The organism is Nocardia sp. BMG111209 (assembly GCF_000381925.1).
Taxonomy (GTDB): Bacteria; Actinomycetota; Actinomycetes; order Mycobacteriales; family Mycobacteriaceae; genus Nocardia.
On the sequence record NZ_KB907307.1, the window covers coordinates 2795847 to 2817298 of the forward strand.

Genomic DNA, 21452 nt, shown 5'->3' on the forward strand with positions numbered 1-21452 from the left:
GTCGTTGGCTATGACCATGCCTGGGGATTTCGAGTTCGAGGCCGTCTATCGGGGTAGCGGCGGGCCGTTCGGCGCGGGCGTCAAGGCGCCGTGGAGTATCGGGGAGCCGCAGCCGGAACTGGCCGCCCTGATCGAACAGGGGAAATTCCACGGCGACGTGCTCGACGTCGGCTGCGGCGAGGCGGCGATCTCGCTGTATCTGGCCGAGCGGGGTTTCACCACGGTCGGGCTGGATCTGTCGCCGACGGCCATCGACCTGGCCCGCGCCGAGGCCGCCCGTCGCGGGCTGGGCAACGCCTCGTTCGAGGTCGCCGACATCAGCGCGTTCACCGGCTACGACGGGCGGTTCGGCACCGTCGTCGACAGCACACTGTTCCATTCGATCCCGGTCGCGGCCCGGGAGGGCTATCAGCGGTCGATCGCGCGGGCCGCGGCGCCGGGCGCGTCCTATTTCGCACTGGTCTTCGACCGGGCCGGATTCCCGGCGCTCACCGGGGACGGTCCCGCACCCGTCACCGCCGACGAGCTGCGCGACGTGGTGTCGAAGTACTGGGTGGTCGACGAGATCCGGCCGGCCCGCATCCACGCCGCGCTACCGCCCGAGCTGATCGACACGTTCCCGGACGAGCTGCGGATGCGCTACGCGGGGCTGCACGACGAACCGGGCGGCCGCAAATCCATTCCGGCGTGGTTGCTGTCCGCTCATCAGGGCTGAACGTCCGCCGGTCCGATCCGGCCGGTGACCGCGCCGAGATCGATCGTGGCGCCGCCGGGCCCCGGGGCGGTGCCACGTAGTGTCACCACGTCGCCGTCGGCCAGGAAGGTGCGGGTACCGCCGCCGGGCAGGCGCACGGGATGCGCACCGTTCCAGGTGATCTCGATCAGCGAACCGAATTCGTCGGGCGCCTCGCCGGATACGGTGCCCGACGCGAACAGATCCCCCGTGCGCAGGCTCGCACCGTTGCAGGTCAGATGCGAAAGCATCTGCGCGGGTGACCAATACATCCGCGCGTACGGCGGCCGCGACACGATGTGCCCGTTGAGCGCGAACTCCAGCCGCAGATCCAGACCCCACGGCCGCGAATCCCGCAGGTAGGGAAGCGGTTCCGGATCCTGCGGCGGAACCGGCAGCCGGGCGGCGGTCAGGGCGTCCAGCGGTACGATCCACGGCGAGATCGAGGTGGCGAAGGATTTGCCGAGGAACGGCCCGAGCGGCACGTACTCCCAGGCCTGGATGTCGCGCGCCGACCAGTCGTTGAGCAGGCAGATGCCGAACACGTGCTGTTCGAAATCCGCTGTGGGCACCGGCTTTCCGAGCGCGCTCGGGACGCCGACGACGAAACCCACCTCCACCTCGACATCCAGCCGCCGCGACGGCCCGAACACCGGCGCCGGATCCGCGGCCGACCGGCGTTGCCCGCACGGGCGGGTCACCGGCGTACCGGAGACCACGACGGTGCCCGCCCGGCCGTGGTAGCCGACCGGCAGATGCTTCCAATTCGGCAGCAGCGCAGGCGAATCCGGACGGAGTATCGCCCCCAGATTGGCGGCGTGCCGCTCGCCGGCGTAGAAGTCCACGTAGTCGGCGACCTCGATCGGCAGCCGCACCGACACATCGGACACCGGATACAGCGCGTCGCCGAGCCGGTCCCGCCGGCCCCGATCGGTCAGCAGTTCGACGATCCGATCCCGGGTCGCGGTCCAGAACTCCCGGCCGCGGGCCAGGAAATCGTTCAGCGCGGGCCGCGCGAACTCCTCCTCGCCGAGTGCGGCCCGCAGATCCAGCACATGGTCGCCGATGCGGACACCGACCCGGGCCCGCCGGCCCGGCGGCGCGAACACCCCGTACGGCAGATTCTCGATCCCGAAACCCGACCCCGGCGGTATCGGCGCCCAGGTCACGAGCCGGCCCTCGACCAGCTCCCGGCGTAGGCGCCGTCGTCCGCGGCCACCCCGCCCTCGCCGAGCTGCAACGGCCGGAAGGTGTCGACCATGACGGCCAGCTCGTCGAAGTATTCCGCACCCAGCGACCGTTCCACCGCCCCGGGCTGCGGCCCGTGACTGTGCCCGCCGGGATGCAGGCTCACCGAACCCTGGCCGATCCCCGAACCGCGCCGCGCGGCGTAGTCGCCGCCGCAGTAGAACATCACCTCGTCGGAGTCGACGTTGGAGTGGTAGTACGGCACCGGGATCGCCAGCGGGTGGTAGTCGACCTTCCGCGGCACGAAATTGCAGATCACGAAGTTGCCACCCTGGAACAGTTGATGCGCCGGCGGCGGCTGGTGGATCCGGCCGGTGATCGGCTCGAAATCGGCGATGTTGAAGGTGTAGGGGTAGAGGCAGCCGTCCCAGCCGACCACGTCGAACGGATGATGCGGCACCACGTACCGGGTACCGGTCACGCCCTGCGGGCCGCGGTGCTTCACCAGGATCTCGGCCTCGGTCTCCGCCGCCAGCAGCGGTTCGACCGGCCCGTGCAGATCGCGCTCGCAGTACGGCGCCTGCTCCAGCAGCTGCCCGAACCGCGACAGGTACCGTGCCGGCGGCGTGATGTGACTGTTGGCCTCGATCACGTACGCCCGCAACGACTCTCCCGGGCCGGGCAGCCACCGATGGGTGGTGGCCCGGGGCACCACCACGTGATCACCGGGCCGCACCGGCAGCGCGCCGAATACGGTTTCCACTGTGCCGGAACCGGATTCGAGATAGACGCATTCGTCGCCGATGGCGTTGCGGTACAACGGCGACGGCGCGCCGGCCACCACGTAGGAGATCCGGACGTCGTCGTTGCCGAGTATCAGGCGGCGGCCGGTCACCACATCGATCGAACCGGCGCCGGCCGCCGCGAACAGCTCCGGCAGCCGCAGATGGCGGGGAATCAGCGGGCGATTCGGGGTCAGCGACAGATCGCCGGGCTCCCAGGCCGTCGCGGTCAGGACCGCCGAGGGAATGTGGCGGTGGTACAGCAGCGCCGAATCGCCGACGAACCCCTCCTCCCCCATCAGCTCCTCGCGGTACAACGCGCCGCTGTCGGCCCGGAACTGCGTGTGCCGTTTCGGCGGGATCCGTCCGACCTGCCGGTAGTACGCCATCCGCTCAACTCCTGACGTCGTCGAAGGTCTGCTCATCGTGCCGGTGTCCCGGGCGGGCCGCGGCGGATCGGGACCGGTGGCTCCTCGGCGTTCGGGGCCGACAGTACCGCCGCGCGGCGGCCGTCCGGGCCAACCGGCGGCGACCGTGCCGTGATCGGGCCCACGCGAACCGTTTTCCGCCGGGTGGGCGGGGTAGGCGAACAGTGTCACTGCAGATCGACAATCCGGAGGTGAATGCTGTGACGGAACACGAGAAGAGTGGTATCCGTGAAGGTGTCGAAGGCATCGTCGAGGATGTGAAGGGCCGGGGCAAGGAGGTCGCCGGTGCCGCACTGCACAACGAGGAATTGCGCCGCGAGGGCGTGGCCCAGCAGGACCGCGCCGAGGCGCAGCGCGAGACCGCCCGTCACGAGGCGCTCGCGGAAGCCGAGCGCGCACGGGCGCGGGCGGATGAGGCGCGTCAGCACGCGCATCAGCAGAATCGCTGATCGCGCGATCGATGATCCCCCGGTCCGGACGGGCCGGGGGACCCGGTTCTGCCCCCAGATGTCGAGAGCCCGGAGCGTCACGGCCCGGCTCGTGCGAAGGGAGATTCACGTGCCGGACCGAGAACGGTCACCGGAACCGCGGACACGGACATCCCCGGTGGGCGTCCGGGTCGACGCCGTGCCGGAACAACTCACCATGCTGCGCGCGCTGGCCGAAACCGTCACGCTGATGGCCGATTTCGCACTCGACGAGGTGACCGACATCCGCGTCGCGCTCGACGAGATCGCTACCTGCCTGCTGCCGGCGGCCGTACCGGGCTCATCGATCGAATGCGAATTCGATTTCGACGGCGCCCGGATGACGGTGCGGGTCATCGGACTCGCCACCGAACTCGGGGTGATCGACGAGGACAGCTTCGGCTGGCATGTGCTGCGCACGATCACCGATACCCTCGTCGTCCACGAAACCGACGCCGGCGGGAGCGGTCTCGGTCATCCCGTGATCATCGAGTTCTCCCGCCGGCGGGGTGACGGCGATGCCGGGTGAACGCGGCCGAGCGCGCCGCGACAGTTACGACGATATCGAACCGGAATTCGCCGCTCTCGCAGCGCTTTCCGACGACGATCCGCGGCGGGCGACGCTACGGGCCGCGATCATCGACCGATGCCTCCCGCTGGCCGAGCACATCGCCCGCCGCTTCGCCGGGCGCGGCGAGACCTTCGACGATCTGCTGCAGGTCGCGAGCCTGGGCCTGGTCCAGGCGGTGGATCGGTTCGACCAGTCGCGCGGTTCCCCGTTCCTCGCCTTCGCCGTCCCGACCATCATGGGCGAGGTGCGCCGGCACTTCCGCGACAACACCTGGGCGGTACGGGTTCCCCGGCGCACCAAGGAGATTCAGGGTTCACTGAGCGGCGTGATCGAACTGCTCGCGCAGCGGCTGGGCCGGATGCCGCGCGCCCGGGAGATCGCCGCCGAACTCGACGTCGACCTCACCGAGGTCACCCAGGCGCTGATCGCGAGCAATGCCTATCAGACCTCGTCGCTCGAGGCGGTGTCCGGCAGCGACGGCGGCGAGAACGCCGCGCTGTCGCTGATGGAGGTGCTCGGCGAGACCGATGGAGCGTACGAGCACGTGGACAAGTTCCTGGCGGTCCGGCCGCTGCTGGCGGCCCTGCCCGCGCGGGAGCGCCGGGTGCTGACCATGCGCTTCTTCGAGTACAAGACCCAGAGCGAGATCGCCCGGGAACTCGGCGTCTCGCAGATGCAGGTGTCGCGCATCCTGTCCCGGACCCTGGACGAGCTGCGCGACCGGGTGATGCGCGAATAACCTTCAGCGGAAGGCGGATTCGCCGGTGAGCGCCTTGCCGATGGTGAGCTGGTGCACCTCCGAGGTGCCCTCGTAGGTCAGCACCGACTCCAGGTTGTTGGCGTGCCGCAACACCGGATATTCCAGCGTGATTCCGTTGGCGCCCAATATCGTCCGGCACTGCCGCGCAACCTCCAGCGCCTCCCGCACGTTGTTGAGCTTGCCGAGGCTGACCTGATCCGCGCTCAGCTCACCGCGATCCTTCAACCGGCCCAGGTGATACGCCAGCAGATGCCCCTTGCCCACCTCCAGGGCCATATCCGCGATCTTCGCCTGGGTGAGCTGATACGCCGCCAGCGATTTGTCGAACACCCGTCGCGACCGCGCGTACTCGACGGCGGTCTCCAGGCAGTCCCGGGCGGCGCCGAGCGCGCCGAAGACGATGCCGAACCGGGCCTCCCCCAGGCTGGTCAGCGGACCGCGCAGCCCGCGGGCCCGCGGCAGCAGCGCGTCGCCGGGCAACCGGACGTCGTCGAGGACCAGTTCGGAGGTCACCGACGCGCGCAGCGACAGTTTGGACCGGATCTCGGGCGCGGTGAATCCGGGGGTGTCCGCGGGCACGACGAATCCGCGGATACCCTCCTCGGTCTGTGCCCACACCACCGCGACGTCGGCGACCGAACCGTTGGTGATCCACATCTTCGTGCCGTTGAGCACCCAATCGCCGCCGCTGCGCTTCGCGTGCGTGCGCATCCCGCCCGGATTCGACCCGAAATCCGGCTCGGTCAGACCGAAGCACCCGATCGCGGTACCGGCGGCCATCCCCGGCAGCCACCGCTGTTTCTGTTCCTCGCTGCCCCAGTGGTGGATGGAGAACATCGCCAGCGAACCCTGCACCGACACCAGACTGCGGATACCCGAATCGACGGCCTCCAGCTCCAGGCAGGTCAGACCGTAGGCGGTCGCGCTCGTCCCCGCGCAGCCGTACCCCTCGAGATGCATGCCCAGCACCCCCAGCGATCCCAGTTCCACGGCCAGCTCGCGCACCGGGATCTCACCGCGCTCGAACCACTGCGCGATTTCCGGGCGGAGCCGCCGGTCACCGAATTTCCTTACGGTGGAACGGATCTCGAGTTCCTCCGGGGACAGCAGCGAATCGAGCGCGAACAGCTGGGACAGGGTCTGCGACATGGCACCTCCGGAGCGGACGACGACGTGCCGACCATTGTCACCCACGGCCGGACCGGGCCCCCGGCACTACACCGCGAGTTTGTCCGCCAGCCGGTCCTTCTGGTAGTCGGGGCCGCCGAACAGCACGTTGCTCGCGACGGCGTGCCGGTAGTAGAGGTGAGCGTCGTGCTCCCAGGTGAAGCCGATACCACCGTGCAGCAACATGGTGTTCTTGGCCGCGTTCACATAGGCCGGGGAGGCGACCACCCGGGCCGCGGCGGCCGCCGCCGGGAAGGCCGCGGGGTCGAGTTCGGCCGCCTCGGCGGCCCGGCGGACCGCCGCGTCGGCCAGGGCCCAATCGGTGTAGATATCGGCGAGTTTGTGTTTGACACCCTGATAGGCGCCGATGGGATGGCCGAAGCTGAAGCGGATCTTCGCGTATTCGGCGGTCAGGTCCAGGGCCGCGCGCAGGGCGCCCACCTGCTCGGCGGCGACCGCGAGATTGGCCAGATCGGCCACCCGGTCGAGGGCCGCGGCGGCATCGCCGGCCAGTGCGGTCGCGGGGGTGCCGTCGAAAGACACCGTCGCGAGGCTCTTGGTCGGATCGAGGCACTGCTCGGTGTGCACCACCAGGCCCGCGGCCCCGCGCTCGACCAGATGGACCGCGACACCGTCGGGTCCGGTGGCGGTCACCAGCAGCAGATCGGCATCGGCGGCGTGCGGCACCGCCGACTTGACCCCGGTCAGCGTGACCGCATCCGCCGACACCGTCGCCGTGGTACCGGGCCGGGCCGGAATCCATTCGCGCACATCGGGTTCCGAGACCGCCAGGGTGCCGACAACCGATCCGGCGGACAGCTGCGGCAGCCACTGCTTGCGTGCCGCGGCATCGTCGAGCGCCAGCAGGGCGCCCGCCGCGAGCACGCCGGAGGCCAGCAGCGGCGAGGGCACCAGGCCCGCACCGAGTTCGCGCAGCGCCACGGCCAGATCCGCCGCGGTGCCGCCCTGCCCGCCGAACTCGTCGGGCACGAGCAGGCCCGCCAGACCGAGGTCGGCGGCGAGGCCGCGCCACACGGCGGGATCGTAGGCCGCGGGCCCGAAGGCCGTGTCGCGCACCGCGGCGCGCGGGGTCCGCTCGGCGACGAACCGCCGCACGGCATCGGCGAGCGCCTGCTGTTCGGGTGTGTCGATGAGGGTCAAGGCCGGTCCTTCGGGTCGACGGGTCCGCTGGCGCTCAGCGGGAGAAACGCAGCTGGTTGAACGGCAGGTCGCGATCCACACCCGAATCCTTGGCCAGCCCGAGCACGCGCTCGCCGATGATGTTGCGCTGGATCTCGTTGGTCCCACCGGCGGTGGCCATACCGGGCCCGGTGAGGATCGCCAGCGCCACCGGCGCGACCTCCTCGGATCCGAGCACAGATCGTCGCCGAGGATCTCCTGGGCCAGATCCGACGCCCACAGCTGTTGCGCCGCGCCGGCCAGCTTCGCCGCCGACCCGCGCGCGCCGATGTTGCGGCCCGCGGTGGTCTCCTCGTGCAGCACCCGGCCGTAGGCGGCGAGCGCCGACTCGTGGGCATGGATCTCGGCCAGCCGCCGGCGCACCGCCGGATCGCGATCCAGGCCGCGGGTGCGGGCCAGTTCCCGCAGCGCGTCGAAACCGAGTGGATTGGACCGGGACCGGGGGCCGGTGCCCAGCGAGACCCGTTCGTTGCGCAGCATCACGACCGCGGCCTGCCAGCCCCGATCGACCGCGCCGATCACCGCGTCCGCGGGCACCTCGACATTCTCGAAATGCACCTCGTTGAACGGGGAGTGCCCGGTGGCGACCCGCAGCGGCCGGACGGTCACACCGGGGTGGTGCATGTCCACGATGAACATCGTGATGCCCTGATGTTTGGGCACGGTCGGATCGGTGCGGGCCAGCAGCGCGCCGAAGTCGCTGAACTGTGCGCCGGAGGTCCACACCTTGCTGCCGTTGATCCGCCAGCCGGTCTCGGTCCGGACCGCGGAGGTGCGCAGGCTCGCCACATCCGAACCGCCGTCGGGCTCGGAGAACAGCTGGCACCAGATCTCCGCACCGCTCAGCAGTGGCGGCAGGTGACGCCGCTTCTGTTCCTCGGTGCCGAGTTCCAGCAGGGTCGGGCCGGGCATGCCCAGGCCGATCACGAACGGCATCACCGGCAGTACGAAGTCGCGGGCCACCTCGCTGAAGGCGAGATATTCGGCGACCCCGAGACCCTGACCGCCGTATTCGACGGGCCACATGATCCCGGCGAAGCCCGCCTCCCACAGCCGCTTCTGGAAATCCTTCGAGACCGCCAGCGGAACGCCGGATCCCTCCGGATCGCCGCCGGCCTCCGCATCGAAGGCTTTCGCGTTGGCGCGCAGCCATTCCCGGGCTCGCGTGCGGAACTCTTCGACAGTGGTCATCACGATCCCCGTTACAAGACGGCACAGTTTCGTTTACTGTCACCCGTAAAGCACCGAATAGTCAAGACCGTGAGGCACCGCGGAACGAGCCGCCGCGCCCGGGATTATTGCTGCGCCACAACGGTTTTCGCCAGCACACCGCGGATCGGGGGGCGTCCGCCCGCCTTGCGCGGGCCGTCGCGGTCCGCGCGGACCGCCGACCCACCCGCACCGCCGTGATCGCGCGCTGGTAAGTTTCGCCGGGTGCCCGCAGCGTAGGTTCGATGCCGATGGCGGCCGAAATGTCATCGTCACTGCCGCGGGCCGGAAATCGGAGGCCTCGAGATGCGGGGGTGAGTATGTCGTTGTCGACGTCCGAACCGAGAGTCGACGCGGAGCCGGCTGCCGCGGCGTCACGCACGATTCCCTTGACGGTGATCTGGGTGCTGACCGCGCTGGCGCTGCCCGCTGGCGGGTACTACCTGGACCAGGTGGTCACGTCGGTGCAGAGCACGATGCACCTGGTCGACCTGGGCACCTATCAGATCGCCGGGCAACGCGTCGTGGACGGCGTCTCGGTATACGACAGTCCGCTGCGCGGGCACACCCGCGGCGTCTTCGAATTCGTCTACTCCCCGTTCGCCGCGCTGCTGTTCGTGCCGCTGGCGGCGATGCACGGGCTGGTGTTCACCTGGGTCGGCGGACTGGTCAACTTCGCGATGCTCGTCGGCTCGGTGTGGGCGGCCCTGTCGCTGCTCGGGTATCGGCGTGATCTGCGGCTGCTGGCCGCCGGGCCGCTGATCGCCGCGCTGCTGCTGTGGATCGAGCCGATCCGCTCCACGATGGCGTTCGGGCAGGTCAACATCCTGTTGCTACTGCTGGTGCTCGTCGATATGGCACTGCCGGATTCGTTCCGCTGGAAGGGCGCGCTGACCGGCGTCGCCGCCGCGATCAAGCTCACCCCGGTGTTCTTCGTGCTCTATCTGCTGGTGACGCGGCGCTATCGGGCGGCCGCCACCGCGGCCGGCGCGATCGTGGTGACCGTGATCGTGGGCGCGATCGCGATGTGGCACGACTCGCTGACCTTCTGGGGCGGCGCCTTCGCCGATCCGGAGCGGGTCGGGGTGCCACAGAACTCGCAGAACGAATCGCTGCGCGGCATGATCGCCCGCGCGGTCGGCGCCGGGACACCGCTGCAGGTGCTGTGGCTGCTGGGCGCGGCGATCGTCACGGTGGCCTGCCTGGTACTCGCGCGTCGACTGTGGGCGACCGGCCGGGAACTGCCCGCGGTCGTCCTGTGCGGGCTGACCAGCACGGTGGTCTCGCCGTTCAGCTGGACACATCACTGGGTGTGGCTGGCGCCGTTGCTGATCTGCCTCGCCGATCTGGCGGTCCGCCGGCCGGGCGTGGTGACGTCCGCGAGCCTCGCGATCGTCGCGGTGGTGGTGTCCGACGGTGTGACGAAGCTGCTGGGATTCCACTTCGAGAACATCTTCGGCCTCCCGAACCGGCCCCCGTTCGGCGTCGTCGACCACAACGCGTACGTGTGGCTGACGCTGGCGGTGTTCATCGGCGTGGCCGCCGGCCTGCGCCGGGAGCAGCAGACCGTCGAACCCGCCGAGCCCGAACTCGTGACCGCTGCCGCGGCGGGCGACTCCGGGCGCTGATCCACCCTCGGCGCGGTTGCGCCACCGTGGCGCGGACGCGCCGCCCCCGGAGGTATGTCGGATTCGCTCCCGGGATGCCGGATCGCGTTGCGGCGGTACTGTGTCCGCATGACCGAAGCACGCCGGGTCAGGATCGGCATTCTCGGAGCGGCGCGCATCGCACCGGCAGCCCTCGTCGCACCCGCGCGGGAGCACGCGGAGGCCGAGGTCACCGCCGTCGCGGCCCGTGATCCATTGCGCGCCCGGCAGTTCGCCGAGAAGTATCGAATCCCGGTGGTGCACGACGGCTACGAGGCCATGCTCGCCGACCCCGACATCGACGCGGTGTACATCCCGCTGCCCAACGGCCTGCACGGCCGCTGGACCCGCGCGGCGCTGGCGGCGGGCAAACATGTGCTGTGCGAGAAGCCGTTCGCGGCCGACGCGGCGGAGGCCCGCGAAATCGCCCGTCTGGCACAGGGTTCCGGCCTGGTGGTGATGGAGGCGTTCCATTATCGCTACCATCCGCTGACCCGCCGCGTCGAGGAGATCGTCGCCGGGGGCGAACTCGGCACGCTCTCCCACGTGGAGACGGCGATGTGCTTCCCGCTGCCCAGATTTCGCGATATCCGCTACGACTACGGCCTCGCCGGCGGCGCCACCATGGACGCCGGCTGCTACGCGGTGCACATGGCCCGGGTCTACGGCGCCGAACAACCGGAGGTCGTCTCGGCCCGCGCCCTGCTGCGCGGCCCCCTGATCGACCGCGCGATGACCGCCGAACTGCGATTCCCCAGCGGCCACACCGGCCTGATCCGCTGTTCGATGTGGTCACAGGACCTGTTGCGGCTCAGCGCCCGGATCATCGGCGACCGCGGCGAGATTCGCATCCTCAACCCGGTGATGCCGCAGATGTTCCACCGGGTGTCGATCCGCACGGAACACGGCCGCCGGACCGAACGCTTCCCGCGCCGCTCGACCTACGCCTATCAGCTCGACGCATTCGTGAGCGCCGTCCTGGACGGCACCCCGGTCGACACTCCCCCGGAGGATTCGGTCGCCACGATGACCGTGATCGACGCGATCTACCGCGCCGCCGGGCTACCACCGCGCCGGCCCACCGCCGTGGCGACCACCGAACCGGGTGCGGACCTGCCGTAGAATGCTCGATTCCGCTGCGCGGCAACCGTATCCCGCGATTTCCACGACCGCCGGTTCATCACCGACGGCGGCGCAGACCCAGTTCGATCATCCCGTACACCGCCGCAACGGCCACGGCGGCCTGGCTGAACGAGCGGGCTGTCAGGTCGCCGGAATTCCCCGTGACGATCATTCTTATGATGGCGGTGAGGAGCAATGCGGCCATGATCAGCAACGCGATCCTCTTGCGCCACGGCCATCGCTGCCGCCGGCCGTCCGGCACAGCCGTTTCGGTCCCCATCGCCACAGGATACGCCTGCGAAACGAGAAACCCTCTGCCGCAGCATGTTCCGCACATGCAGTCGATACATGGCGTGACGATGGCCGCCGGGCAGCGGAGTAGGGTCGGATGCGGAGAGTCCGGCGAGAGGTGAGTACGCGTGTCCAGCGAGAATATGTTCAGTGTCTACGGGCGGATGACCGCGCTGCCGGGTCGGCGCGACGAATTGGTCACCGTGTTGCACGAGGGATTTCGTGCGGGTGGCGACGACAGTGGCTTGATCGTGTACAGCATCAACGCGGCTCTCGATGATCCGGACACGATTTGGCTGACGCAGTTGTGGACCGACAAGGACGCGCACGATGCGACCACTCGGTCCGAGCCGGTGGCAGCGGTGTCGCAGCGGGTTCCGCCGCTACTGGCTCGGCAGCCCGAAGGGTTCTACGGTCTGACTCTCCGTGCCGGTGGCCGGATCGGTGCGGCTTGATCGGTTTTCGGAATGCGCTCGCAGATCTCCCGTGGGCGGGAATCGGCGGGCGGCGAGCATAGGGTTGCGGCGTGCTGATCGACAGTGTCGAGGTCTCGTACGGTGACCCGTGGGGTTCGTGGCGGGGGACGACCCATCCGGCGCCGACCTCACCGGCGTTGACCGCGCGCCTGCACGAGGCGGGCGATTCCTACTCGGTGCTGTTGTCCGCGCGACGTCGGCCGGTGATTCTGGCCGAGTACTGGGGGAAGGGGTGGGCGCATCAGCCGTGGCGGGTGTACGTGTTCGATGATCGGTCCTTCCGGACGCACATGATCGATCTCGAGGCGTACTCCGACGGATGGTTGCGGGTGCTGCGGCACAGTCGGTGGGAGTACTCCGATCGTGGACGGTACGAGTCCGGTGGGTGGGATGCGGAGGTGGTCACCACCTTCGCCGCCGACGGGACGGTCGGGGTCGCGCGGAAGGCGCGCGGGCCGGTTCCTCCCGCTTCCGGGCCGGAATTCGATGTGGTGGCGGCACTTTCGCGGATTCTCACCGTTGCGGGACGTCCGGGGACGCTCGTGGTCGCGGAGCCCCGGTTCGGTGACTGGACCGGATTCGTCGGGCTGGCGGCGGTGGCGGGGCACGAATTCGCCGGAACAGTGCCCCTGCGTGACGAGCGGCCGCGCGAATGGCGGGGACCGTTGCGGGCCACGGGGATCGAGGAATTGTTCGTCGCGGGCGCGCGGCTCGATACCGTCAGCGGGCTGGGGGTGGTCGAACTCGTCGCGGCGGGGCCGTTGCGCATACCTTCCGGTCAGCTGAGTGTGGCAGATGCCGGGTGGGTCGAGACCTCGCCGCGCACGGTGGCGGTGCCGCCGGGGGTGTATCCGATCTCGGTGTCGCTGTTGCGATTTCCCCAGACGGGGGATTTCCCGCGGGTCGCGGCCGCCAAGGTGATCGTCGGTAACCAGCCGGTCGTGGCGTGGGAGATGGCGCTGCGGCCCGCGGAGGATCCGGAGTTGTTGCGCGAGCGGGGTTTCTACGGAGTGGGCGTGGACTCCGGGACCGCAGCGTTCTTCGATGTTACGCACGGGCCCTTGGACCAGGATGACTTCGAGCATTTCGTGATCGAGCAACTCGATCACGGCCGCGTCGTCGTCGAACTGCCCGCACCACCGGTTGGTCCGACCTTCGTCGCGATGTGGGCCGGGCTCGGTGACGGTGCCTATCCGTTGTGGATCGGTCGGGCCGCCGACGGTCGAGTGAGCTGTGTAGTCCTCGACTTCCTGCTCGGTTCGAGTGGTGGTGATGGGCGGTAGCGTTGTGGGGCAGCGGGTTCCCGGCTTGACTTCGCGCCGTTGCCGCGTATCGCCGGAGATCCAGGGCGGCGGCCTGACCGTCGACATGGAGCAGAAGTCGGCGCCGCAGCGGGTATTCGGCGGTTACCGAGCGCCGGCGGCCACTGAGTGCCAACAGTCACAGAATGCCAGCGGCCACTGGTGCCAGCGGTTACCGAGCGCCAGCGGTCACTGAGTGCCAGCGGTCACGCACCGCTGCCCGCCTCCGACTGTGTCGGGGCGGGGAGCTGGTGTGTGGGGCAGACTACCCCGGCTTGGTGCACACCGATTCTCTTGTGTGCGTGAAGAATTCGCCGGGATGATGGTATCGGTTGAGTCTCGGTCGCCGGGATGGATCGATGTGGGCCGGTGGGATCCATTGGGTGCGACCGGAATCGGGTTGCCCTACCGTGGTCATAGTGGTTGTGCTCCACTCCGTCGCTGCTGTTCCGGCGCGGCGGTGGTGAGGCTCGCAGACGAAGGTTAGCTGGTCCGCGTCGGTGGCGCCGCCGGTGGCCCATTCGGTGCGATGATGAACTTGGCACAGGTAGCCGGGTTTGGTGCAACCCGGGAAGGTACAGCCGATATCGCGGGCGTGCAACACTATTCGCTGATCGGCGGAGGCGATCCGCTTGGCGCGACCGAGGTAGAGCGGTCGGCCGTCACGGTGGTCGAACAGGGCCAGGTAATGGTGCGCATGTGATGCCAGCCGCAGTGCATCCCCGATGGGGAGCATCGCGCCGCCACCGGTGGCCACTGCGGGCCCCGAGACCGAAACCTCCGGGGACGCGGAAACAGTCTGTCCGACAGCATCTTCGAGATCCTGCAGGGTCATCGATACGACCACGGTGACCGGCAGGCCACGATGCTGACCCAATCGGCCCGAACCGATGCTGTCACGCAGGATCGCCTTCAGGGCATCGTGATTGCGCTGCGCGGCGCTACGCGAATCGCGTTGTGCGGCCGCATCATCCGGATCATCGTCGATGATCGGTGTGGCGTCGTCCGGATTCAGGGCGCCGGGCTTGGCATACTTGGCGAAGATCGCCTCGAGGTACGCTCGCGTTTCCGGGTCGACGGTGGCCGTGCATTTCGACATCAGATCCGGGCCCTGACGGCTCATCGTGAAGGCTCGTCGGCGAGCACGATCGGCGTCGGTGAAGGTCCCGTCCGGGTTGATCAGCGCCTCCAATTTGTCTGCGACCTTGCGTAATTGATCGGGCCGCAACTCCCGGGCATGCTCGGCGAGCATCGCTTCGGCGTCGGCACGGGTCGCATGGTCGACGGTGACCGGCAGGTGGCGGATCACGTCCCGGATGATCTTCACGTGGGCAGGTGCGATGGCGCCCGCGCTGTGCGCGGCCGCGGTCACCGGCAGTGCAGGGGCGATGGTCTCACCGGTGATGCCGGTACGGTGGGCCAGCTCGTCGGCGGCACGCCACCGGGCACGGGCTTCGGCGGGTGTGATGCGCAGACTGTCGGCGAGGGTGTCGATCAGATTGTTCGCCGCGAACTCGGTATTCGACCATTGTTCGGCCATCTGGGCAACCCATTCGAGGCCGGCGGCGGGCAACATCCGCACCACGGTTTCCACTCGCCGGATCAGACTCAGGCGGTCACGATTCGAGAGGGCTCGGGTACACATTGCCGATACCTCGGCGGCAGCGACTTCCAGCGCACGGAGGGCGGTCTCCGTAGCGGGATCATCTACTGCTCCGAGGCTCGAACGCATGTGCCCATTCTACCCCCCAGCAAATCAGACACGCCAGCGAAAAAACCTGTCTGCCAGCACATTCGGGCGTGTCCTTGGAATCGATCCGAGGCGACGGTTTCGAGCTGCCGGGCAGACTGCACGATCGCAATGCACCTTCGAATAGGTGCGGAGTGCGTTTCCCTACGTTGTTGTGGCATACTAACGTTCGGTTTTACACGCTGATATCTATTATCGTAAATATACCGGACGACCGGTCTCTCATTTATTTGCCGGTCGCTGGCACGAATGGCGTCGAGCGCATATCTTCTACGCATGTGGCAATACGCTGTGTGGGGCTTCGTCGGCGCTGCCGCCAATCTCGGAGTCGTATTTCTCGAAGCCGTGCGACGGGTCAAGTCGTGGCCCTGGGTGCGGCCGCAGGGGCCGGGGGGCGGAATTTATGCAGCCTCGCTCGTCATCCAGTTGGCGGTGGCCACCGTCACCACCGCCGCGCTGGCCAGCTCCGCCGTTGTTCCCAACGGCCTCGTTGCATTCGGCCTCGGCGCTGCCGCCCCGAGCATCGTCAAGAAAATCGCGTCGTACGCGGAGTCGTTCCTGCCGAGCGAACAGCACAGGTGATCGATATGGATACTCGCCGTCTCGGCCGCCGACTGTTGTCCGGTCTGGCCGGTTCCACTCCGGCCTTCGCGCAACTGCCGGCTCCCGAACAGCGGACCGTGTCCCGGCGGCTGCTGTCGGCGCTGGCCGGTTCCACACCCGCGTTCACATCGGCGCCGATCGATGAATTTCGTTCTGCGGCGGCAACTCCCGGTCCCGGGAGCGAGCCCGAGGAGCCGAAGATCGAGCTGAAGATCTATATCGGTAGTCCCACCGGCGTCCTCGAGTTGCAGGAGTGGCTGAGCGGGCGGCCCGAGGTCACCGTGCGTGCCGTGCCACAGCCGACCGCGGCCGGGGCGATGGGGTCGGGATGGGATTTCCTGTCGGTGCGGAGCGGGACGGGTGGTCCGCTCGCAGCGGCGATCAGAGCGCTACAACTGTGGATCGAATCTCAGCGCGGCACAATCGAAATCGTGGTCGGAGCGCGGCGCTTCGCGGTCGGGATGACGAATGCGGCGGTGGTGTTGCCGACGGTCATGGAGGTGGCCCGCGCCCTGGCATCGGCCGAGGAGGAATCGGAGGCCGATGGCTCGGCGCAGTGACATCGACTTCGCGAAGTCGCGGGCCATCCTGGTGGGCACCTCGCACTTCACCGCCGGATTCGGGTACAAGCCGGTGCCGGCCGCGGCCCGCAGTCTCGCCGCGATGCGCGCCACCCTGCGCGGGCCGGGCGGCTGGCCGCGCTCACGGATCACCCGGCTACGCGACAACAGTTGTGTCGGAACGGGTTTCCAGCAGATTGTCACCCTCATCCACGACACCACCGATGTCCTGATCTTCTACTACGTCGGCCACGGGCAACCGTTGCCGGGCCACGATCTGGGCCTTGCGTATACCGACACCAGCGAGGATCCGAAGAAGCGACTCTCGACCTCGTTGTGCCTGAGAGACTTGCGCGAAGAGATACAGCACAACTGTTCGGCCCGGATCAAGATCCTCATCCTGGACTGCTGCTGCTCGGGTATCGCCGCGGCATACGGTCAAGGCACCGATACTGCGTCCCGGGTCCAGCGAGCCGCCGAACTCACGGGCGAGGGTACCTACACCTGGACCGCGTGCGGGCACGGCGAGGACACGTTCTTCGAGAGTGCACCCGGCGGGCTGACCTACTTCACGAAGTTTCTCACCGAAACCGCTCGCGGCGCTGTCGCACCGGCGACGCTGACCGTCACCGACATCCACCATCGGATGCTCGAGCGGTTCGCGCACACCGAGATACCCGAGGCACCGGTCAAACCCGAACCCCGGCTGCGGTTCGAGGGCGCCCCACCCGACACCTTCGCCTTCGTCCGGCCCCGGCCGCGCCGGCGGGCCGTCGTGCTCGCGGGTTCGGTCGCGGCGGTGGTCATCGCGGCCGTCGTCGTGCTCGTCGTACACCTCGGCAGCGGCCGGACCGTTCCATCCTTCTCCCACGCCGAGCAGATATCGCTGCCGTTCACCGATGTCGATGCCCTCGGTGGTGTGGCGGTCGACGGCCGGGGCACGGTGTACGCCATCGACACCGGCCGGGTATCGATCGGCGAGGCCGGCCATGGCAGCGGCCGGGTGTTGCGGCTCGCACCGGGAGCCATTTCCAGCACCGCCTCATCGTTCGCCGATGCGGAGACCGGCGACCTCCTCCGGGAGGGGCTGGCGGTCGACGCCGGGGGCGACATCTTCGTCATCGACTCGCGCAACCACCGGGTGCTGCGACAGGCGGCTGGATCCACGACCTTCGCCGCGCTGCCCTTCACCCTCACCAAACCTGGCGGCGTGGCGGTCGACGCGCGGGGGGACGTCTACGTCACCGACACGACGGCTGATCGGGTGCTGCGGCTGGCGGTCGGCGGCACCGCCCCTACCGACGTGTCCGTCTCCGGCCTGACCGCCCCCACCGGCATCGCGGTCGACCCCGCGGGCGACATCTATGTGATCGACTCGAAGCAGAACCGGCTGATGCGGCTGACCGCGGGATCCTCGACTCCCACTACGGTGCCGGGACTGACCCGTATCGCACCCGACAGTGTGGCGGTCGACGCCGCGGGTGATGTCTTCGTCACGGGTTACGGCCAGTTGCTGCGCGTGCTCGCCGGGGCGGCGACAGCCGCTACCCTCCCGTTCAGCGGCGCCGCGGCCGCGGTCGCGGTGGCGGTCAACGCCGCCGGAAACACCCTCTACGTCACCGAGTCCGGCCAGGTGTGGCGGTTCGAGGCGGACCGATGAAGGGAACAGCTCTGTCCGACCACACATTCGCCGGATCGCACGCGATTCTGATCGGCACGTCGACCTATACGGCCGGATTCGGATCGGCTGCGATGCCGGCCGCGGCCCGCAGCCTCGACGCGATGCGGACCGCGCTGCAGGGGCCGGGCGGCTGGCCGGAGACTCGAATCACGCAATTGCTCGACGAGAGCTGCGCGGGACCGGCGTATCTGCGGATCACCGAACTGATCCACGACACCACCGGCATTCTGATCTTCTACTACGTCGGTCACGGGCTGCCACTGGTGGGTGACGATCTGGGGCTCGCGTGGACCGACACCAGCGAGGACCAGAAGTTACGGCTCGCAACGTCCTTGCGGGTCAGCCGACTACGGCGGGAGATCCAGTACAACTGCGATGCCGGCGTCAAGATCTTGATCCTCGACTGCTGTTCGTCGGGGATCGCCACCAGGTATGCGCTCGGGACCGGCGAGGCGGGGGCCCGCGTGCAGCAGGCCGCGGCACTGCACGGTGAGGGTACCTACACCTGGACCGCCTGCGGCGACGAGGACACCTTCTTCGAGAGCACACCCGACGGGCTGACGTATTTCACGAAATCCCTCACCCGGACGATGTTCGACGGTATCGCGAGTAAACCCGCGATGCTGACCGTCACCGATGTCCACAAGGAGATCCTTCGCCGGTACCCGCACATGCCGATGCCGGAGGCAACGGTGAAACCCGAACCGCTGCTGGAGTTTCGCGGGACCCCGCCGGACGCGTTCCCCTTCGCGCGCAACCTCGCCTTCGGCGCGTCCACCGAATCGGCCGTCCGGGACATCAATTCTACTGTCGCAGAGTACGATTCGTTTCCGCCCGCATCACAGCAGCCTGCCGAATCCGAATCCGAATCCGCGGAGCACGTTTCCCGGCGGCGGAAATGGACGTTCGGCACCGGTTCCACCGTGGCACTCGCCGCAATGGCGATCGTCGTCGTGCTGCTGGCCCACCCGTTCCGGACGGATCCGGCCACCGCGACCGTCGCCGATTCGCCGGGCTCGCAGGTGGAACTGCCGTTCACCGGGTTGAAACAGCCACGCGGGGTGGCCGTGGCCGCCGACGGCGACGTATATGTCGCCGACACCGGGAACAATCGCCTGCTGCGGTTGGCAGTGGGTTCCAAAACGCCTGTACCGCTGTCATTTCCGGACAGCGCGGGCAGCCCGGAAGCGGTGGCGGTGGACACCGGCGGCAACCTCTACGTCAGTGCCAACGGGGCCGGCGGTGAGATCTTGCGGTATGCGAAAGGTGCCGGTGAACCGACAACACTGGTCACGGGGCTCACCGCGCCGATGCACGGCATCACGGTGGACCCCGCCGGCAACATCTACATCCTCACCGGGAGTGACGCCGGTCTGGGCAAAGTGGCGGCCGGCACGTCGAATTCGACGCCGGTATCGGGCGGGCTGAGTCTGCGCCATCCCTCGGGTGTGGTGGTCGGTGCCACGGGAGACATCTACGTCAGCCAACCGGCAGCCGGCGTGGTTTCACGGCTGGCGGCGGGATCGCAGGAGTTCGTCGCTCTGACGGCCACCGGCTTCACGGACGGACCGGACGGATTGGCCGTCGACTCCGCCGGTACCGTCTATGCCGCACTCACCTACCGGCGCGAGCTGTTGCGACTCACTCCGGAATCGACTGTACCCGTGCATATTTCGGTAGTCGGGCAACCCACCGGGATAGCGGCCGGCGCCGATCGCCGCTTCCTCTACTACACCGATGTGACGAGCAACCGGGTCTGGCGGGTGCCCGCCGATGGCTGATCCGACCTCGCACGCGATCCTGATGGGAACCTCGGTCTACACCGCAGGATTCGGATCGGAACCGCTCCCGGCCGCAGCAGGTGGTCTGACCGCGATGCGGGCCGCCCTGCAGGGCCCCGGCGGCTGGCACCCGTCGCAGATCACCGAGATCCGCGACCGATCCTCCGATCACTCGGTCTTCCGGGAGGTCGTCGAGTCGATCCACGGCACCACCGGCGTGCTGATCTTCTACTACGTCGGTCACGCACAGCCGCTACCCGGCGACGACCTGGGTCTCGCCTGGACCGACACCAGCGACGATTCCCGGCGGCGACTCGCAACCTCGTTGTCGTTGAACGAGTTACGAGAGGAGATGCGCCACAATTGCCCGGCCCGAACGATAATCGTCATCCTGGACTGTGACTGTTCCGGTATCGCCACCCGATCTCCGCGCAACCGGCCCGCTGCGCCCGCCCTGCAGTCCGCGATCCCGGCCGGCACGGGCACCTACATCTGGACCGCGTGCGGTCACAACGAGGATGCGCCGCGGGAAAGCACACCGGACGGGCTCCCCTACTTCACGAGATTTCTCGTCGAGACCGTCTTCGACGGAATCATCGACGCCGCTGCGTATCTGACCGTGACCGACATCCACCGCCGGATCGCCGACCGTTACTCGCACATTCCGCTGCCCGTCGCGCCCGTACCCCGGTTGGAGTACCGCGGCACTCCACCCGATACGTTCGCTTTCACTCGCAACCCTGCTTACGTTGCGCCACTGCCCGATCCGGTTCCGGTCGACGGTCACCGGCGTCTGATCGCGGCGGCCGCGGCGGTGGCCGTGCTCGTGGCCGCCGTCGTGGGGATCGCCGTCCTGCGCGCGGATCGGCACACCGCCCGCCGGCCGACCTCGCTCGTCCCCGGCACACAGTTGCTGCTCCCGTTCAGCGGCCTCAACTTTCCCATGAGGGTGGCAGTCGACACCGGAGGCAATGTCTATGTCGCCGATGCGGGAAACAACCGAGTGCTGCAATTGCCGGCGGGCAGCTCGGCCCAGATCACGCTGCCGATCACCGCTACTCCGCAATCGATCGCGGTCGATGCCGCAGGCGACGTCTTCGTTGCCGACGGGAAGCACGATCGGGTGTTACGACTGGCGGCGGGCGCCCTCGCGACGACCACACTGCCGATCACCGGCACCCCGACGTCCGTTGCGGTCGACGCCGCAGGCGACGTATACGTGCTCGACATCGCGAGTGAGACGGTGCTGCGGTTGGCGGCAGGAGCCTCGGCCCCGAGCACGGTGCCGTTCCCACACCTCACCAATCCGGTCGCGGTGGCGGCCGACCCCGCGGGTGACGTCTATGTCCTCGACACCGGTGGAGCGTGGACCGACACGGCCGGCCACAGCCACTTCGCGACTCCGGACGCCAACCGCGTGCTGCGGCTGGCGGCCGGGTCGTCCACGCCGACCACCCTGCCGTTCACCGGGGACGCAGCCCCGAGCAGCACCTTTGTCCTGGCGGTCGACGCTGTCGGCGGCGTCTATGTCGAGGATCGCGCCGGCAACGGGATCCGGCGCCTGACAGCCGGGGCCTCGACCTCCACCGTGCTGCCGGCGACTTTTGCCGGTGATTCGATCGCTGTCGACGCCACCGGCGCCGACATCTATGTCGTCGAGCATTACAGCAAGGATGTGTGGCAGCTCGCGATCAAGCACTGATCGCAGGGCCGAGTTGGCGCCAACAGCTGATCGA

19 protein-coding genes are annotated in these 21452 nt (G+C 68.6%); 13 read left to right on the forward strand and 6 right to left on the reverse strand.

All coding sequences use genetic code 11. The features are described 5' to 3' along the window. Positions 1 to 10: 10 nt before the first annotated feature. Positions 11 to 715, forward strand: a complete 705-nt coding sequence (locus tag G361_RS0112910) for a class I SAM-dependent methyltransferase (protein ID WP_019927500.1) — start codon at positions 11 to 13, stop codon at positions 713 to 715. Here the strand turns inward: G361_RS0112910 and fahA are convergent. Both fahA and G361_RS0112920 read right to left on the reverse strand, forming a co-directional pair. Further along, on the reverse strand, positions 706 to 1902 hold the full coding sequence (fahA, locus tag G361_RS0112915; protein WP_019927501.1) for a fumarylacetoacetase: 1197 nt from the start codon (positions 1900 to 1902) through the stop codon (positions 706 to 708). The two genes, G361_RS0112910 and fahA, sit on opposite strands and share 10 nt — an antisense overlap. Further along, positions 1899 to 3092, reverse strand: coding sequence for a homogentisate 1,2-dioxygenase (locus G361_RS0112920; protein ID WP_019927502.1), 1194 nt, complete (start codon positions 3090 to 3092; stop codon positions 1899 to 1901). The genes fahA and G361_RS0112920 overlap by 4 nt, the downstream gene beginning before the upstream one ends. A gap of 203 nt (positions 3093 to 3295) precedes the next feature. On the opposite strand from G361_RS0112920, the gene G361_RS48290 reads away from it, so the two are divergent. The 3 genes from G361_RS48290 (at position 3296) to G361_RS0112935 (ending at position 4908) form a co-directional block, all read left to right on the forward strand. Next, positions 3296 to 3580, forward strand: a complete 285-nt coding sequence (locus tag G361_RS48290) for a CsbD family protein (protein WP_369797892.1) — start codon at positions 3296 to 3298, stop codon at positions 3578 to 3580. 157 nt (positions 3581 to 3737) lie between these two features. Further along, positions 3738 to 4127: an ATP-binding protein gene (locus tag G361_RS0112930; RefSeq protein WP_019927504.1), complete on the forward strand. Its 390-nt coding sequence runs from the start codon at positions 3738 to 3740 to the stop codon at positions 4125 to 4127. Further along, positions 4117 to 4908 (forward strand): RNA polymerase sigma factor SigF, encoded by a 792-nt coding sequence (locus G361_RS0112935; RefSeq protein ID WP_026342984.1) that lies wholly within the window; start codon positions 4117 to 4119, stop codon positions 4906 to 4908. Before G361_RS0112930 ends, G361_RS0112935 begins: the two co-directional genes overlap by 11 nt. Before the next feature lie 3 nt (positions 4909 to 4911). Here the strand turns inward: G361_RS0112935 and G361_RS0112940 are convergent, their stop codons facing one another. After that, a complete protein-coding gene (locus G361_RS0112940; protein ID WP_019927506.1) occupies positions 4912 to 6078 on the reverse strand; it encodes an acyl-CoA dehydrogenase family protein in 1167 nt (388 codons plus the stop codon). A gap of 66 nt (positions 6079 to 6144) precedes the next feature. Beyond that, complete coding sequence (locus tag G361_RS51800) at positions 6145 to 8487, reverse strand: acyl-CoA dehydrogenase family protein (protein WP_196814471.1); 2343 nt, start codon at positions 8485 to 8487, stop codon at positions 6145 to 6147. 338 nt (positions 8488 to 8825) lie between these two features. Between G361_RS51800 and G361_RS43465 the strand changes: the two genes are divergently transcribed. After that, positions 8826 to 10133, forward strand: a complete 1308-nt coding sequence (locus G361_RS43465) for a glycosyltransferase 87 family protein (protein ID WP_019927507.1) — start codon at positions 8826 to 8828, stop codon at positions 10131 to 10133. A gap of 108 nt (positions 10134 to 10241) precedes the next feature. Further along, a complete protein-coding gene (locus tag G361_RS43470; RefSeq protein WP_052172783.1) occupies positions 10242 to 11273 on the forward strand; it encodes a Gfo/Idh/MocA family protein in 1032 nt (343 codons plus the stop codon). 58 nt (positions 11274 to 11331) lie between these two features. Here the strand turns inward: G361_RS43470 and G361_RS0112965 are convergent, their stop codons facing one another. Further along, positions 11332 to 11553, reverse strand: coding sequence for a hypothetical protein (locus G361_RS0112965; protein WP_155981429.1), 222 nt, complete (start codon positions 11551 to 11553; stop codon positions 11332 to 11334). Positions 11554 to 11692: 139 nt separating this feature from the next. Here G361_RS0112965 and G361_RS43475 point away from each other — a divergent pair, with 139 nt between their 5' ends. Next, complete coding sequence (locus G361_RS43475; RefSeq protein ID WP_019927510.1) at positions 11693 to 12019, forward strand: putative quinol monooxygenase; 327 nt, start codon at positions 11693 to 11695, stop codon at positions 12017 to 12019. Positions 12020 to 12090: 71 nt separating this feature from the next. After that, a complete protein-coding gene (locus G361_RS46895) occupies positions 12091 to 13323 on the forward strand; it encodes a DUF4241 domain-containing protein (protein ID WP_019927511.1) in 1233 nt (410 codons plus the stop codon). A gap of 283 nt (positions 13324 to 13606) precedes the next feature. Here the strand turns inward: G361_RS46895 and G361_RS0112980 are convergent, their stop codons facing one another. Next, the gene (locus G361_RS0112980) at positions 13607 to 15073 is read right to left on the reverse strand and encodes an HNH endonuclease signature motif containing protein (protein ID WP_026342986.1); all 1467 of its coding nucleotides are present in this window, start codon (positions 15071 to 15073) and stop codon (positions 13607 to 13609) included. 294 nt (positions 15074 to 15367) lie between these two features. Here G361_RS0112980 and G361_RS0112985 point away from each other — a divergent pair, with 294 nt between their 5' ends. The 5 genes from G361_RS0112985 to G361_RS46905 are packed head-to-tail and all read left to right on the forward strand — an operon-like array spanning position 15368 to position 21418. Then, on the forward strand, positions 15368 to 15673 hold the full coding sequence (locus tag G361_RS0112985; protein ID WP_155981430.1) for a hypothetical protein: 306 nt from the start codon (positions 15368 to 15370) through the stop codon (positions 15671 to 15673). Positions 15674 to 15678: 5 nt separating this feature from the next. After that, entirely contained in the window at positions 15679 to 16254 is a 576-nt protein-coding gene (locus G361_RS0112990) for an effector-associated constant component EACC1 (protein WP_019927514.1), read from the forward strand. Beyond that, positions 16238 to 17914: a caspase family protein gene (locus tag G361_RS0112995; protein WP_026342987.1), complete on the forward strand. Its 1677-nt coding sequence runs from the start codon at positions 16238 to 16240 to the stop codon at positions 17912 to 17914. Before G361_RS0112990 ends, G361_RS0112995 begins: the two co-directional genes overlap by 17 nt. Further along, positions 17911 to 19716, forward strand: coding sequence for a caspase, EACC1-associated type (locus G361_RS46900; RefSeq protein ID WP_019927515.1), 1806 nt, complete (start codon positions 17911 to 17913; stop codon positions 19714 to 19716). Before G361_RS0112995 ends, G361_RS46900 begins: the two co-directional genes overlap by 4 nt. Then, positions 19709 to 21418, forward strand: coding sequence for an NHL repeat-containing protein (locus tag G361_RS46905; protein WP_019927516.1), 1710 nt, complete (start codon positions 19709 to 19711; stop codon positions 21416 to 21418). Before G361_RS46900 ends, G361_RS46905 begins: the two co-directional genes overlap by 8 nt. Positions 21419 to 21452: the final 34 nt, after the last annotated feature.

What these genes read in the sequence shown, in the direction of transcription:
- G361_RS0112965 (WP_155981429.1), bottom strand. Translation starts at nt 11,553, where the DNA reads ATGGGGACCGAAACGGCTGTGCCGGACGGCCGGCGGCAGCGATGGCCG.
- G361_RS43470 (WP_052172783.1), top strand. Translation starts at nt 10,242, where the DNA reads ATGACCGAAGCACGCCGGGTCAGGATCGGCATTCTCGGAGCGGCGCGC.
- G361_RS0112985 (WP_155981430.1), top strand. Translation starts at nt 15,368, where the DNA reads ATGTGGCAATACGCTGTGTGGGGCTTCGTCGGCGCTGCCGCCAATCTC.
- G361_RS0112940 (WP_019927506.1), bottom strand. Translation starts at nt 6,078, where the DNA reads ATGTCGCAGACCCTGTCCCAGCTGTTCGCGCTCGATTCGCTGCTGTCC.
- G361_RS0112910 (WP_019927500.1), top strand. Translation starts at nt 11, where the DNA reads ATGACCATGCCTGGGGATTTCGAGTTCGAGGCCGTCTATCGGGGTAGC.
- G361_RS51800 (WP_196814471.1), bottom strand. Translation starts at nt 8,487, where the DNA reads ATGACCACTGTCGAAGAGTTCCGCACGCGAGCCCGGGAATGGCTGCGC.
- G361_RS46905 (WP_019927516.1), top strand. Translation starts at nt 19,709, where the DNA reads ATGGCTGATCCGACCTCGCACGCGATCCTGATGGGAACCTCGGTCTAC.
- G361_RS0112990 (WP_019927514.1), top strand. Translation starts at nt 15,679, where the DNA reads ATGGATACTCGCCGTCTCGGCCGCCGACTGTTGTCCGGTCTGGCCGGT.
- G361_RS0112920 (WP_019927502.1), bottom strand. Translation starts at nt 3,092, where the DNA reads ATGGCGTACTACCGGCAGGTCGGACGGATCCCGCCGAAACGGCACACG.
- G361_RS46900 (WP_019927515.1), top strand. Translation starts at nt 17,911, where the DNA reads ATGAAGGGAACAGCTCTGTCCGACCACACATTCGCCGGATCGCACGCG.
- G361_RS0112935 (WP_026342984.1), top strand. Translation starts at nt 4,117, where the DNA reads ATGCCGGGTGAACGCGGCCGAGCGCGCCGCGACAGTTACGACGATATC.
- G361_RS0112995 (WP_026342987.1), top strand. Translation starts at nt 16,238, where the DNA reads ATGGCTCGGCGCAGTGACATCGACTTCGCGAAGTCGCGGGCCATCCTG.
- G361_RS0112980 (WP_026342986.1), bottom strand. Translation starts at nt 15,073, where the DNA reads ATGCGTTCGAGCCTCGGAGCAGTAGATGATCCCGCTACGGAGACCGCC.
- G361_RS43465 (WP_019927507.1), top strand. Translation starts at nt 8,826, where the DNA reads ATGTCGTTGTCGACGTCCGAACCGAGAGTCGACGCGGAGCCGGCTGCC.